Annotated in this window: 11 protein-coding genes and 1 pseudogene; 1 reads left to right on the top strand and 11 read right to left on the bottom strand. The window is 67.7% G+C overall.

Annotated features, from left to right (window positions below; all coding sequences use genetic code 11):
• Nucleotides 1–70 precede the first annotated feature (70 nt).
• The 4 genes from ACFQXB_RS14595 to ACFQXB_RS14580 form a co-directional block, all read right to left on the bottom strand.
• Complete coding sequence (locus ACFQXB_RS14595; protein WP_377405333.1) at nucleotides 71–2,098, bottom strand: 3-hydroxyacyl-CoA dehydrogenase NAD-binding domain-containing protein; 2,028 nt, start codon at nucleotides 2,096–2,098, stop codon at nucleotides 71–73.
• Nucleotides 2,095–4,176, bottom strand: a complete 2,082-nt coding sequence (locus ACFQXB_RS14590) for an acetate--CoA ligase family protein (protein WP_377405331.1) — start codon at nucleotides 4,174–4,176, stop codon at nucleotides 2,095–2,097. The genes ACFQXB_RS14595 and ACFQXB_RS14590 overlap by 4 nt, the downstream gene beginning before the upstream one ends.
• 11 nt (nucleotides 4,177–4,187) lie before the next feature.
• Nucleotides 4,188–5,333, bottom strand: a complete 1,146-nt coding sequence (locus ACFQXB_RS14585; protein ID WP_377405329.1) for an acyl-CoA dehydrogenase family protein — start codon at nucleotides 5,331–5,333, stop codon at nucleotides 4,188–4,190.
• A 333-nt stretch (nucleotides 5,334–5,666) separates the two neighbouring features.
• The gene (locus tag ACFQXB_RS14580; RefSeq protein ID WP_377405327.1) at nucleotides 5,667–6,869 is read right to left on the bottom strand and encodes a PrpF domain-containing protein; all 1,203 of its coding nucleotides are present in this window, start codon (nucleotides 6,867–6,869) and stop codon (nucleotides 5,667–5,669) included.
• 424 nt (nucleotides 6,870–7,293) lie between these two features.
• Between ACFQXB_RS14580 and ACFQXB_RS14575 the strand changes: the two genes are divergently transcribed.
• Complete coding sequence (locus tag ACFQXB_RS14575) at nucleotides 7,294–7,734, top strand: hypothetical protein (protein WP_377405325.1); 441 nt, start codon at nucleotides 7,294–7,296, stop codon at nucleotides 7,732–7,734.
• A 34-nt stretch (nucleotides 7,735–7,768) separates the two neighbouring features.
• On the opposite strand, the gene ACFQXB_RS14570 is transcribed toward ACFQXB_RS14575, so the two are convergent.
• The 7 genes and pseudogenes from ACFQXB_RS14570 to ACFQXB_RS14540 form a co-directional block, all read right to left on the bottom strand.
• Nucleotides 7,769–7,876 (bottom strand): hypothetical protein, encoded by a 108-nt coding sequence (locus ACFQXB_RS14570; RefSeq protein WP_377405697.1) that lies wholly within the window; start codon nucleotides 7,874–7,876, stop codon nucleotides 7,769–7,771.
• A 73-nt stretch (nucleotides 7,877–7,949) separates the two neighbouring features.
• A pseudogene (locus ACFQXB_RS14565) lies at nucleotides 7,950–8,215 on the bottom strand (IS5/IS1182 family transposase); the annotation flags it as partial.
• A gap of 207 nt (nucleotides 8,216–8,422) precedes the next feature.
• Complete coding sequence (locus ACFQXB_RS14560; protein ID WP_377405324.1) at nucleotides 8,423–9,772, bottom strand: FGGY-family carbohydrate kinase; 1,350 nt, start codon at nucleotides 9,770–9,772, stop codon at nucleotides 8,423–8,425.
• Nucleotides 9,769–10,083, bottom strand: coding sequence for an L-rhamnose mutarotase (gene rhaM, locus ACFQXB_RS14555; RefSeq protein WP_377405322.1), 315 nt, complete (start codon nucleotides 10,081–10,083; stop codon nucleotides 9,769–9,771). The genes ACFQXB_RS14560 and rhaM overlap by 4 nt, the downstream gene beginning before the upstream one ends.
• Nucleotides 10,083–11,066: an ABC transporter permease gene (locus ACFQXB_RS14550; RefSeq protein WP_377405319.1), complete on the bottom strand. Its 984-nt coding sequence runs from the start codon at nucleotides 11,064–11,066 to the stop codon at nucleotides 10,083–10,085. Before ACFQXB_RS14550 ends, rhaM begins: the two co-directional genes overlap by 1 nt.
• Nucleotides 11,063–12,034 carry an ABC transporter permease gene (locus tag ACFQXB_RS14545; RefSeq protein WP_377405316.1) on the bottom strand — a complete coding sequence of 324 codons (972 nt, stop codon included), beginning with the start codon at nucleotides 12,032–12,034 and terminating at the stop codon, nucleotides 11,063–11,065. Before ACFQXB_RS14545 ends, ACFQXB_RS14550 begins: the two co-directional genes overlap by 4 nt.
• A complete protein-coding gene (locus tag ACFQXB_RS14540; protein ID WP_377405313.1) occupies nucleotides 12,031–13,557 on the bottom strand; it encodes a sugar ABC transporter ATP-binding protein in 1,527 nt (508 codons plus the stop codon). Before ACFQXB_RS14540 ends, ACFQXB_RS14545 begins: the two co-directional genes overlap by 4 nt.
• Between the last annotated feature and the right edge of the window lie 9 nt (nucleotides 13,558–13,566).

Raw genomic sequence — 13,566 nt, 5'->3', positions numbered from 1 at the left:
CTTGTGAGCGATCTGCGCTGTTGGCAAACTGGCCCAGGCCTTGCGCGCTCATTGCCGTGATGCAGCGCAGCTAGCGTTCCCAGATCCCCAGCGCATGCAGATCGGCCCGTTTCTGCTGCGGCCCGGCGGCCCTGGCCGCCTCGGCGCAGTCGTCTGTCAACTGATCGGGGTCCCGGGTGCCGGCCCAGTGCAGGGGCCCGCCGGTCCAGCGCGGAAAGCCATAGCCATTGACCAGCACCACATCCACATCGCCCGGCCGGGCGGCAACGCCTTCTTCCAGCACCAGCCCCGCCTCGTTCACGATGGCGGCAAGGGCACGGCGCTGGATCTCGGCCTGCGACAGCGCGCGCCGTGCGATCCTCTTTGCCTCGGATGCCGCGATGACCAGCGCCTCGACCTCGAAGTCCGGGATCGCCTTGCCATTCACATGGCGGTAATAGCCCGCGCCCGTCTTGCGCCCGAACCGGCCCAGTTCGCACAGCCGGTCGGGGATCTCGACATAGCGCGCGCGCGGATCACGCCCGGCCGCGCGCTGCCGGCGCATCCGCCAGGCAATATCAAGCCCCGACAGATCGGCCACCGCAAAGGGCCCCATGGCAAAACCGAACGCCTCAAGCGCCGCGTCCACCTCCTGCGGCAGGGCACCATCCTCGAGCATGAATTCGCAGGCGGCGCGATAGGCGGCATAGATCCGGTTGCCGATGAAACCGAAGGCATTGCCGGCCTGAACCGGCTGTTTGCCAAGCGCCGCCGCCACGGCGAAACCGGTGGCCAGCGTCCGGGCCGAGGTCGCAGCCCCCGGCACCACCTCGAGCAGTCTCATCACATGGGCAGGGCTGAAGAAATGCAGCCCCAAGACGGACCCGGGCCGCGCCGTCGCCGCCGCGATCGCATCGATATCAAGATACGAGGTGTTGCTGGCCAGAACCGCATCGGGCCGCGCCACCGCGTCGATAGCCGCAAAGACCTGCGCCTTGACGCCCGGATCCTCGATCACCGCCTCGATGATGACGTCGCAAGGCGCAAGCGCGGCCAGATCGTCAGAGACGGACAGCCTTGCCCGCGCCGCTGCGGCGCCCTCCGGGCCCAGACGCTCCAGATCGGCGTCGATGCGCGCGCGGCCGCGCTCCAGTGCTGCCGCATCGCTGTCCACCAGCACGACCGCAAGGCCCTTGCGCAGGGCGGCAAGCGCGATCCCCGCGCCCATCGTGCCGGCGCCCACGACGCCGAGCCGTGCCACCGGCAGCGGCCGCACCTTTTCCGCCAGAACCGGCCGCGCCGCCGCACGTTCCGCAAAGAAGACATGGCGCAACGCCCGCGCCTCCGGGGTGATGCGCAACGCCTCGAAGGCCGCACGTTCGGCGGCAAGCCCTTCGGCGGGCGGAATCCGCCCCACGGTTCCGATCCGGGCAATGGCCGCCAGGATATGCGGGCGCTGGCGCCCCCTTGCCGCGGCCTTGTGCGCGGCGGCCTCGAAGGCGCCCTCCGGCTCCTCGGGCGGGGTCAGCGCGATGACGTGGCGCTTGCCGGTTACCGACCGGGCCAGCGCCACCGCCTCGGACCGCAGATCGGCCGCGGCAATCGCGTCGATCATGCCAAGTCGCAGCGCCTCGGAGGCCGCCACCCGTTCGCCGCCGCAGATCAGCGGCACGGCGCGCGCGCGCCCCACCAGGCGCGGCAGTTTCTGCGTGCCACCCGCGCCGGGGATGATGCCAAGCCCGCATTCCGGAAGGCCGACCACCGTGCCCGGCGCCGCAATCCGCGCATCGCAGCCAAGCGCCAGCTCATAGCCGCCGCCAAGCGCCGCGCCATGCAGCGCCGCCACCCAGGGCATTGCCGCGCCCTCAAGCGCGGCGATCACCGCCGGAAGCTGCGGCGCAACCAGCGGCAGGTCGAATTCACGCAGATCCGACCCGGCGATGAAGGTCTTGCCCGCGCCGATCAGAACGCCCGCGCGGATACCCTCCATCGCCCCGGCCTCGGCGATGCGCGCCAGAAGGGCCGCCCGGATCGCTTGCGACCCGGCATTGACGGGCGGGTTGTCGATGATCAGGACGGCAACATCGCCGTCCCGTTCCAGATGCACGGCGGCCGTCATGTGTCAAACACCTGTGCCAACCCGTCGATTGCGCAGACGCCCGCACCTTCAGGCAACACGAACAGCGGGTTGATTTCGGCCTCGGCCACCCGCCCCTCGTGCAGAAGCGCCAGTTGCGACAGGCCCACGATCGCATCGGCCAGCGCGGCAAGATCGCCCTTCGGCGCGCCGCGAAATCCGTCCAGCACTCGCGCATATTTCAGCTCGGCGATCATTTCGAAGGCGCCGGCGCGGTCCACGGGGGCCAGGCGCATGGTGCTGTCGCGATAAAGCTCGGTATAGATACCACCCGCGGCGAGAACCACGATCGGTCCCACCTGCGGATCGCGGCGAAAGCCCAGCAGCACCTCGCCCACGCCCCGCGTCATCTGCTGGACAAGCACCCGTTCCACCCGGTGTCCGCCCGTCCGCGCCGCAACCCGATCCCGGATGGTCGCGATGGCTGCGCGCAATGCATCCTTGTCGGCCACGCCCAGCACCACGCCTCCGGCATCGGTCTTGTGCGGAATCGCCGCGTCCAGAACCTTGACCACGACCGGCCAACCGAAGGGCAGATCCGGCAGCGGATCATCGACGCCAAGCACCACATGCGGCGCCACCGGCACACCCGCCTGCGCAAGCAGCGCATAGGATTGCGCTTCGTCCAGCACGGTGGGCGCGGGACGGTCTGCGCCGCCCGGATCCAGCGGGGCCTGGCGGCGCGGCGTGCGGCGGCTCAGCGCGGCGGCAACCGCATCGCCGCAGGTTTCGGGGTTCTGGAAGGCCGGCACCCCGGCCCGGGCCAGCCGCTGCGCCGCCTCGGGCGCGTCTGGAACCAGAAAGACCGCCAGCGGCGTGCCGGGTTCCTGCGCGGCGTCCAGCGCCGGCTGCACGGCCAGTTCCGGATTGAACCGCGCCGACGACCCGACCGAGGCCAGCACAAGGTCAAACTCGGGCGCCTGACGCAGCACATCCAGCGCCGCCTTCATCACGTCGTATTGCGCGCCAGCCAGCGTCAGGTCCAGGATACGGCCCTCGCCGGCATCGATCCCCACGGCCCGAAGCCGGGCGCGGGTTTCGGCGCTTGCCGGCACCACCTCGACGCCGCGCAGCGCCATCTGGTCCACCGCCATGGCCGCACCGCCGCCGGTGGTGGTCACAACCCCCACCCGGCCCCGCCGGGGCAGGGCCGTGGCAGGCACCCGCTCCAGCAGCGGCATCACCTCGAGCAAGCCCTCGAAGGATTCCACCCGCGCGATGCCACATTCCTTCAGGAAGATGTCGGCAACCTCGTCCACGCCGGCCAGCGATCCGGTATGCGACACGGCCAGTTCCGCCGCCTCTTCCGACCGGCCCAGCTTGAAGGCCGCAACCGGCTTGCCCCGTTCGGCGGCAGCCAGCGCAAAGCCGCGCAGATCCTCGGCATGGCGCAGCGTCTCGATGAACAGCATGTAGCTGGTGACCTTCGGGTCATCCAGCGTCGTGGCACAGATCTCCCCGATCGAGAGGTCGGTCTCGGCCCCGACCGAAACGAGCCCGGCAAAGCCGATCCCCTTGCGCTTGCCGCGCGACACCAGGGCCCCAATGAGGCTGCCGGAATGGGAACCCACGAAGATCCCGCCGCGCGGCAGGTCGGGTTCGGCAAAGGCCGCGTTGGCGGTCAGCGTCAGCCCGGCGTGCAGGTTGACCACCCCGATGCTGGACGGGCCAACCAGCCGGATGCCGCCGCGCGCAAGAATATCCGCCAGCCGCGCCTGATTGGCCGCGCCCTGCTCGCCGGATTCGCCAAAGCCCGCCGACAGCATGGTCGCCACCGGGATCCCCAGCGCCTGACATTCCTCAAGCGCGTCCAGCGCCTTGTCGGTATCGGTCAGGATGAAGGCATGGTCGGGCCGCTCGGGCAGCGCCGAAAGCGAGGGCCAGGCCCGTTCACCCTGCACCGTCTCGCGGCGCGGGTTGACAACCTGGATCTCGCCCTCGAACCCCGCACGGCGCAGGAACTGCAGCGGCCGCCCCGAGGTGCGGTTCGGATCGTCCGACACGCCCACAAGGGCCACGCGCCGCGGATGCAGAAGGGCCGCGGCCCAGTCGGTATTCATCTGGATATCCTTCATGCGCGTTGATCGAAGCGGCGGTCAAAGACATGTTCGGCGATCCGGTTCTTCAACATCTCGATCGATCCACCAGCGATCATCCAGCCCCGGGTGCGCTTGACGCAGTATTCGACAAGGCTCTCGGTGGAATAGCCATAGCCGCCCATCACCTGCAATGCCTCGTTGGCGACATCCCAGCCCGCCTGGTTGCAGGCCAGCTTGGCCAGCGCCGTGTCATAGGCCGTGGGCAGTTCGCCCTGCGCCACGCTTGCCGCGCGATACAGCAGCATCTGCGCCGATTCCAGCTTCAGCGCCATATCCGCGAACTTCCACTGCAGCCCCTGGAATTCGCACAGCGGCCGGCCGAACTGCTTGCGGTCCAGCGCATGCTGGCGCGCGGTTTCGAAGGCATACCGCCCCAGGGCCAGCGCGCGGGACGAATTGCCCAGCCGTTCGACATTGAACCCCGAAATCTGCTTCTTGAACCCGCCCGGCCCCAGCAGCACATTCGCCTTGGGGATGCGGCAATCCTCGAAGTAAAGCGGGCACCATTCCTCGCCGCTCATGAAATGCGACCGCTGGCCGATGGTAAAGCCAGGCGTGCCGCGTTCCACAAGCACCGATCCGATCCCGCCCAGCCCCGGGCCGAAGCGCAGATAGATCAGGAACAGGTTGGCCTCGGGCGAATGGGTCGAAAACACCTTGGAGCCATTGATGACATAATGGTCGCCATCCTCGCGCGCGAAGGTCGTAAGTTCGGTCACCGCCGAACCCGCGTTCGGCTCGCTCATCCCCAGCGAGATCAGCGCCCGACCGCCGATCAGATCGCCCAGGAACCGTTCCTTCTGTTCCGGCGTCGCATATTCCACGAAGGTGCGGATCGGGCCGAAATTGCCCGCCTGCACGACATCGGCGCTTTTGGGGCAGGACAGGGCGATTTCCTGAATGGCGATCACCGCATCCATCAGCGATCCGCCCGCGCCGCCATCCTCTTCCTTCATCGTGATGCCCAGAAGCCCCATCCCGGCCAGCTTCTGCGCAACATCCCACGGGTATTCCGAGGAATGGGCCCGCTCGAGCGCACCGGGGGCAAGCTCCTTGCGGGCAAAACTTCCGACCGACTGCGCAAGCGCAGTCTGATCCTCGCTCAGAAACTGGTGCATATGCTGATCTCCCGACTGATGCACCCGTTCTGCCACAGTGCGCGCGTGGAACAATGATCCCAGAGATCAGGTAAGCATAACCGGTCGTCAGGTTAGACGCGATAAACCCGCATATGCCGACAGAAAAGTTTGCATAACGCGCCGATCATCCGACGCGGTTCCGGGGGTCGGCTGCGACGACACCCAGACCGTCGAAAAGCCTGATCCCCGCCACCCGTTACCACGACCGCCCCCCCGGACGGCAACAGGCCGTTTCGTCCATCTGCCGCCGCCGCTCACCTTCGGGGCGGAAGGGCAAACACCCTGCCCCGCCACGCGGACCGGGCCGTCCCCTCAGGGGCAATAGTAGGCGGTTCCGTCCATCAGCAGCCGCGCCGTCCGCCCGATCAGCGCCTTGGCAACCCGGATGCCTCCCGCCCCGGCCGAGACTTCGGCCGCCACCCGCAGCACCCCGCCGGGATGGCCCACGCGCAGATCATAGCGCCCACCCGCCTGCCCGATGTCGCCTGCCGCCTCGTGCACCAGCGTGCCGGGGATGCCGGCCGCCACCGCCGTTCCGGCCGCGCCCGACCCGGGATAGGCTTTGGAAAACTCGTATCGTGCAAGCGATCGGGCAAAAAGATCGTGTTCCGGCGCGCTGACGGCCAGATTGTTCGTCGCCTGATAATCGCAGGGCGGCGCCACGGCAAAGATCAGGGGATTGGTGCTTACACGCAGTTCCTCCTCTGCGCCCGGGCCGGTGATGAAGCCGATATGTGCCGAAACCGCCTTGCGCACCGCCTCAAGCCGCCCCACCAGCCCGGTATCGGCCTGCATGTCAAAGATCGAGGCCGCGGTCTCCATGCCGATATCGGCCGCGCGCACGAAAATCAGCAGGTTCGCCATGTCGACCACGCTCACCTCAAGCGGGCCGATGCCCGGCACGGTGATCCGGTCGCGCGCGTTGCCGGTGGGCAGCACCGCGCCCCCAAGCGCCGAGCCCGCGAAATCGCCGAAGTCCACGTCCAGCCGCGCGCCGGTTCCCGGCACTCCGCCGATGCTGAAATCGCCCTCGACCGCCGGGTGGCCATCCTGCATCGGCACAAAGGCCACCAGCCGGCGCCCGGTGTTGACCTGATGGATGGCAACGCGCATCCGGTCGCCCTCGATCCGCCCGGCGCCGATCAGCGCCCCGTAAAGCGCCGCCCCTGCCGACAGATTGCCGCAGTTCGCCCGCCAGTCTACCCGGGGCAGTTCGGTATTCACCTGGCCAAAGTGATAGTCGATGTCGCAGTCTTCGCGGGTGGGCGGCCCCATGACCGCAACCTTGCTGGTCAGCTTGTCGGCGCCGCCCAGCCCGTCGATCTGGCGCCGGTCGGGCGACCCGAAGACGCGCAGCACCACCCGGTCGCGGGCCTCGCCCTCTGGGGGCAGATCCTCACGCCAGAGATAGATGCCCTTCGACGACCCGCCCCGGATGATCCGGGCCGAAACCGACTGCATGTTGAACCCCGCGCACGTGCGCCCACCCGTCATCAAGTTCTCTGCCGCGCTCATCTGTCTCTCCACGCCGATCCTGGCCCCGAGTCTAACCCTGGTGGTGCGGACTGCACAGCAACCAAAGGTTTGCCTGAGGGCAGGAACCTGTCTGGCTTGGACCTCCGGCCTCGGACCTCCCGGCCGTCTGGGCGCCGACAGGGTGCTGCCGAGCGTTCAGGCTCGGGTCGCGCTTCCATTTCGGAAGGCAGCCCGCCCCGAACGCGCGCCCGCTGCTTGCCGGCAGTTCGAGGCGGCCGCCGGATCCGCCCGACCGCGTAATGAGACCCCCACGACAGGGGCGCTGCGGCCTTCATGGCAGATCGGCGCGTGTTCAATCTGCGGTTTCCCGCCCCGCGCGCGTTCCTGGAACAGGGTATCGGCCAAAGATGTGTTACTGGAGCGGATCAAGAGAACGGTATTGATTGCGTCTGCGGAGATTACGATGAGAGTGCTTGTCTTGGGTGGGGACGGGTTTTGTGGATGGCCGACGGCCCTTCGGCTTGCCCGCGCGGGCCATGAGATCACGATCGTCGACAACCTTTCGCGGCGCCGCATCGATCAGGAACTGGGGGCGCAAAGCCTGTCGCCGATCCGGTCGCTGGACGAGCGGGTCGCGGCCTGGAACCGCTTGGGCCATGCCCCGCTGGAGATTGCCCCGATCGACATTGCCGAAGATTACCACAGCCTGCGGGCGCTTCTTGCAGGCAGGGCAATCGGCGGCTTGCCGAGGGTGAGGGCCGTCACGTTGCCGGCCGGCCTGGGGGGCAGAACGCCGGTAGGTTACGCTCTGCCACCAGATGCAGGGCGGGCATATAGAGCGGCTGTGATCGCGATCCGGCGCTTGTGCCGAAGGTTGTCGAAGTATTCGTCCGTCAGCCCTTGACGATCGATGCGTGACGCGCCGAGGAACAAGGAATTCAGAACAGCGCCTGCGCCAGCCCGCCCCGCCGAGGACCCACCAGCGCCTCGGCAAAGCCATGGAGCCGTTCCGCTATGCCGCCGCGGGCCGTGGCCGCGCCCGCCACCACGAAGAAGGAAATGGCCAGAAGCGGAAGGATCCCAGCGCCGAGGACATGCGCCGCGCCACCACGCTCGCCACCACTGCATCTGCTCCATCATCTGCCGCTCGGACCGGATCGAGAACAGCATCCGGAGCAGGCTGGCCCCGATCAGCCGCTCCGAGGCGGTCGAGGGGCGGCCGCAATCAAAAAAACAAAGCTCTCATCGAGACTGACGATGGTGTCGTTCACAACTCGTCGGATCTGCCGCAGCGGGTGCCGCGCGCAGGCCCGATCCTCAGGATCGACATGGCTGAACCGCGATCTGCTCGTCTCGCCCGCTCCACGCGTGATCACTCCCGGCATCTCCCTGCCGGCGATGAATCCTGTTCTGCAGACCGCGTCGCGACCCGACTTTTCAGCATCCTACCAGCAGCTGTATCCCTCGCGCTGAAGCGTTGATTACTGACGGCTTTTCCGCGGGGCGTCAGCAAGGTTGACCAGTTTCCGGGCGCCGCCTTGCCTTCCCTTCCACGTCAGGGGCTGCTGGTATCGCCGTCCGGACAGCGGTCGCTACCTCCGGCATTCGGCACGCCAACGGCGCGCATAGTCCTCCATCAGGGCAGTGTCCGCAGGCTCGGGCCATGGGCGGGTGGGGGGCGGCCGGGCGGCCGGCAGGCACAAGAGCGCGGCACCGACGCTGGTTCCGGTGGTCGAGGCGGCCTCCGCAATGCCATCCGGGCAAAGGGCCGCCAGCATGTCCATGTAGTCGGGATTACGCGCGAAGGGTCCCTCGACAATGACCGGACCCGCGGCGCCAGCCAGATCAAGGCAGGTCCGGGTCATGAGCGCCAGATACCAGGCCAGGGCCACCATTCGCTGCCCTTCGGTTTCGGGCTCGGCCGTCCAGCGGGCCGTCCGGTCGGGGAAGGGTCCGCAACCGCGCTGCACCGCAGGAAGCAGCATCATGCCCCGCGCCAGCACCGCCGCCCTGTCACCGCGATCAGGCACCGCCGTGCTGCCATCGCGGATCACCTCATATTCCCGGCCACCCATGAAGCGCGCCGAAGGCACCGCCTGGCCGAGCGCATTGACGTTGACCAGAACATCGCGCCCCGGGTCCAGCGCGGCTGCCCGCCCCGCCACGACCATCACCACGACCCAGGTTCCAGTCGAGACCACGGCGAAAGATCCCGTGCGTCCCAGCAGATGCGGATAAAGCGACGCATTGCTGTCATGGATGCCCACCGCGACGGGCGTGCCCGCCCGGATACCGGTTGCCGCGGCGATCGCCTGCGTCACGCCCCCCAGAACCTCGCCGGCGTGGCGCGGCGGCGCGATACGGCTCTCAAGCCCAAGCGCGGCGACCAGCGACGAAAAGCACCCCTGCCATGGGGCCCAGAGGTCGGTGTGGCAGCCAAGTGAGGTCACGTCGGTGGCCAGGTTCCCCGTCAGGCGGAAGCCCCAGTACTGCGGATAGGTCAGGACATGAGCGACCCGCGCATTGATCCCCGGTTGGTGCAGCAGCCAGTGCAACTGCGCCCCGAGGTTCAGCCCGTCCGGCAGGCGCGGCGACCCGGTCAGCGAAAAGTCAGGGCGCAGCGCATCGTAGGCGGGATCGGCCGGGATCGGATGCTCGTAATCGAGCATCGGCGCCGCGAGCTCGCCCTCTGCATCCAGAAGCACCGCCGAGGCGCCATGCGTGGTAACCGAGATCGCATCGACGCCATGCGCGGCCTGCATCCGTCTCAGGCCGTCGAGGAAAAAGGCCCAATGGCCCTCCAGATCCATATGCGGCCAGGGCGGGCCCGGGAGAGCGCGGTTCGGGCGCGTCATCACCGCAATTTCGGCCAGCGTTGCCGCAGCGACCAGCGCGAGCTTCGCATTGGTCTTGCCGACATCCAGAACCGCGACATGCGTCATGGCAGGTGGAACATCGGCACCAGGGGCACGGAGACAGGCGCGTTGTCGGGATGGGTCTGCATCAGATCAGCCATATGCGCCCACCAGCGCCGCATCACGGGATGGCTGGGCAGATTGCCCATGCCATGATCCTCGGGCCGGGTCAGGATACCAAAAAGCGCGTTGGTTTCCGGGTCCAGATGGATGGAATAGTCGCTGACCCCTGCATCCCGCAGCAGCGCGGCCAGTTCGGGCCAGATCTCGTCATGGCGGCGGCGGTATTCGTCCGCAGCCCCGGGGTTCAGCATCATGCGGAAGGCATATTTCGGCATCACGACCTCAGCTTTGAAATCAGGCGCGGCACGGCGATGACGCCGATCAGCAGCGCACCCACGACGATGGACATCACGATGCCCGGCACGTTCAGCAGCCCCAGCCCGAAGGTCACCAGGCCCATCACGATGGCCGCCAGCACGACGCCGGGGATGGTGCCGGACCCGCCAAGGATGCTGACGCCGCCCAGGACGACGATTGTCACGACCTCAAGCTCGAACCCCGACGCGATGGAGGGGCGCGTCGATCCGAGGCGGGAGGTCAGGCAGACGGCGGCGACGCCGCTCATCACGCCGGTCAGCAGGAACAGGATGAAGCGCACCCGGTCTACGCGGATGCCGGAAAAGCGCGCGGCGGTGGCGTTGTTGCCGATGGCATAGACCGTGCGGCCAAAGCTGGTGCGGTGCAGCAGCAGGCCAAAGACCAGCGCCGCAATGGCGAAGATCACCAATTCTACCGTGATGACCCACCAGACATAGCCCTGCCCGAACCAGGCGAAGCTGGCCGGATAGCCGGTGAAGGCGGCATCGCCCAGGACGATATAGCTGATGCCGCGGAAGAGGCTCATCGTGCCGATCGTCACGACGATGGAGGGCAGGCCCAGCCCCGCCACCAGCGCGCCGTTGAAGGCACCGCACAGCAATCCCGTCCCCAGCCCCACCAGCACGATCATCGGCATATCGGCACCCATGCTCATCGCCATGCCCATCGCGGTGGAGGCAAGCGCGATGATCGCGCCGACCGACAGGTCGATCTCACCCGCCACGATCAGCATGGCCATGGCGAAGGCGATCATCGCCTTTTCGGTGAAGTTGAAGCTGGCATCGCTCAGGTTCCAAGGGTCCAGGAAATAGGGCGAGGCCATGGCGTTCAGCAGGAAGATCGTCACTGCAACGACCAGCAGCAGCGTCTCCCAGCTTTTCAGCGCGCGCGCGGCGGGGCTCGTCAGGCGGTCGGGGATATGGCGCGGTGCCGTTGTCATGTCCGCGCCTCGGCCTGTTTCAGGATGATGCGCCCGGGGTCGCGCCGTGCCAGCGTGTTGACGGCAATGGCGATCAGGATCGCGCTGCCCGAAATCGCCATCTGCCAGAAAGGCGAGATGCCGACCACCGGAAGCGCGTTCTTGATGATGCCAAGGAACAGCGCGCCCATCACCGCGCCGGCCACGGTTCCCGCCCCGCCCGCAATCGCAATGCCGCCGATCACGCAGGCCGCGACCACGTCCAGTTCGAACCCGCGCGCGATATCGACATAGGCCACCGCATAGCGCGCCACCCAGAGATAGCCCGTCAACCCGGCCAGCGCGCCCGCCAGAACGAAGGCCGCGAACTGTGTTCGCCCGACGGAGATCCCGGCATATCCCGCCGCATGGGGATTGCCCCCCACCGCATAAAGCGCGCGGCCCAGCGGCAGCCGCGCGACCGCCAACGCGATCAGCGCAACAGCGCCGACCGCGATCCACGCCATGACCGGCAGCCCGAGGATCACCATGCGCGGCAGGGCCTTGAAGGCGTCGCTCAGCTGGTGCGCGTTGATCCAGGCGCCATTGGTCAGAAGGAAGATCGTGCCGCGAAAGATCGTCATCGTTCCCAGCGTCACCACGATCGACGGGATCGCGAGCTTCCACACCAGAAGGCCGTTCACCGCGCCCAGGCCCGCCCCAAGCGCGATCACGGCCGGCAGGATCACCACCAGCGGCACCCCCGCCCCGTCCATCAGCGCCGCGACCATGCCGCAAAGCGCAAGGTTCGCCGCCACCGACAGGTCGATGCACTTGGTCAGGATCACCGCCATCTGCCCCAGCGCCAGCAGGATCAGGGGCGACGTGTCCGTCAGCACGCGGGCCAGGTTGGCCGGGGTCACGAAGGCCGGGAAGCGCCCCGCGATCAGGATCAGCAGCGCGAGGATGGCCAGTGCCAGAACGGCCTCGCGGGATTTGAGGATGCTCATGCGACCTCTCTGCGGTCGATGCCCACGGCGGCGCGGACAAGGTTTTCCGGCGTCATGGTGGGGCCTGCGAATTCGCCGGCGATGCGGCCCTCGCGCATGACGATCACGCGGTCGGACATGCCCAGCACCTCGGGGATCTCGCTGCTGACCATGATCACGGCCAGCCCCTGCCCCGCAAGTTCGGACATGAAGTCATGCACGGCGGCCTTCGAGCCGATGTCGATGCCCTTGGTCGGCTCGTCCAGGATTATGACGCGTGGCCGGGTTGCCAGCCACTTGGCGATGACAACCTTCTGCTGATTGCCCCCGGACAGAAGCGCGATGTCCTGATCGAGGCTGGCGGCCCGCAGATCCAGCCGCCGGGTATAGTCGCGCGCCAGCCTGAATTCCTCGGCCAGCCGCAGGAAACCCGCACGGCTGGTGCGCGCGAGTGAGGGCAGCGTGACGTTCTGGAAGATCGGCAGGCCCTTGACCGCACCCTGCCGGCCCCGGTCCTCGGGGACATAGACAATGCCCGCCTCCACAGCCTCCGCCGTGGTGCGCAGGACGCGAACCTTCCCGGCAATCCTGCACGCCCCCTTCGACGGCCGGGTGATCCCGAACAGCGACTGCATCACCTCGGACCGCCCGGCCCCGACCAGCCCGTAGAAGCCGAGGATCTCGCCGGCATGAAGCGTGAAATTGATGTCCTCGAACTCGGTCGGGTGGCTGTAGCCAGCGACTGTCAGAACGGGCGGACCAATTGCCGCCGGGCGCTTGGGATAGATCTGGTCCACCCTGCGCCCGACCATCAGGCGGACCAGCTCTGCCTCCGTCGTGCCCTCCATCCGGCCCTCGCCCACGAAGGCGCCGTCACGGAACACGGTCCAGCGGTCGGCGATGCGGAAGATCTCGTCGAACTTGTGGCTGATGAACAGGATCGCCTTGCCCTGCCGTTTCAGCGTCTCGACCAGGTCATAAAGCTCCCCGATTTCCTTGTGGGAAAGCGCAGCGGTGGGTTCATCCATGATGACCACGCGTGCATCGACCGACAGGGCGCGGGCGATGGCGACCAGATGGCGGCTGGCGATGCCAAGGTCGCGCAGCCGGGCACCGGGCGATATGGAGGCGCCGATGCTACGCAGGATTTCCGACGCCCGCTCCCGCATTGCGCGGCGGTCGATCAGGCCCCACCGGGTGCGGGGCGCGTGGCCGATGAAGATGTTCTCGGCCACGGTCAGTTCGTCGAACAGGACGGTTTCCTGATGGATCGCGGTGACGCCGGCCTGCTGCGCCGAATGCGCATCGGGGAAACCGACCGCCGCGCCGTCCAGCAGGATCTGCCCCTCATCCGGCTGGTAGATGCCGGTAAGGACCTTGACGATGGTGGACTTGCCCGCGCCGTTCTCGCCGATCAGGGCGGTGACCTGCCCCGGAAACAGGTCAAGCTGCACGCCGTCGAGGGCGCGGACACCGGGGAATGTCTTGACGATGCCGCGCAACGACAGCACGGGGGCTGCCTCTGCGCTCTGTTCGGAATTCATGTGGCTGGT

It is taken from the genome of Halodurantibacterium daqingense, assembly GCF_042666235.1.
GTDB classification, from domain to species: Bacteria; Pseudomonadota; Alphaproteobacteria; order Rhodobacterales; family Rhodobacteraceae; genus Halodurantibacterium; species Halodurantibacterium daqingensis.
This window is presented reverse-complemented; position numbering and strand designations above follow the sequence as displayed.

Bases quoted from the DNA above. Each gene is read 5' to 3' on its own strand.
- ACFQXB_RS14575 (WP_377405325.1), top strand. From the start codon at position 7,294: ATGAGAGTGCTTGTCTTGGGTGGGGACGGGTTTTGTGGATGGCCGACG.
- ACFQXB_RS14540 (WP_377405313.1), bottom strand. From the start codon at position 13,557: ATGAATTCCGAACAGAGCGCAGAGGCAGCCCCCGTGCTGTCGTTGCGC.
- ACFQXB_RS14590 (WP_377405331.1), bottom strand. From the start codon at position 4,176: ATGAATACCGACTGGGCCGCGGCCCTTCTGCATCCGCGGCGCGTGGCC.
- ACFQXB_RS14585 (WP_377405329.1), bottom strand. From the start codon at position 5,333: ATGCACCAGTTTCTGAGCGAGGATCAGACTGCGCTTGCGCAGTCGGTC.
- ACFQXB_RS14545 (WP_377405316.1), bottom strand. From the start codon at position 12,034: ATGAGCATCCTCAAATCCCGCGAGGCCGTTCTGGCACTGGCCATCCTC.
- rhaM (WP_377405322.1), bottom strand. From the start codon at position 10,083: ATGCCGAAATATGCCTTCCGCATGATGCTGAACCCCGGGGCTGCGGAC.
- ACFQXB_RS14595 (WP_377405333.1), bottom strand. From the start codon at position 2,098: ATGACGGCCGCCGTGCATCTGGAACGGGACGGCGATGTTGCCGTCCTG.
- ACFQXB_RS14550 (WP_377405319.1), bottom strand. From the start codon at position 11,066: ATGACAACGGCACCGCGCCATATCCCCGACCGCCTGACGAGCCCCGCC.
- ACFQXB_RS14580 (WP_377405327.1), bottom strand. From the start codon at position 6,869: ATGAGCGCGGCAGAGAACTTGATGACGGGTGGGCGCACGTGCGCGGGG.
- ACFQXB_RS14560 (WP_377405324.1), bottom strand. From the start codon at position 9,772: ATGACGCATGTCGCGGTTCTGGATGTCGGCAAGACCAATGCGAAGCTC.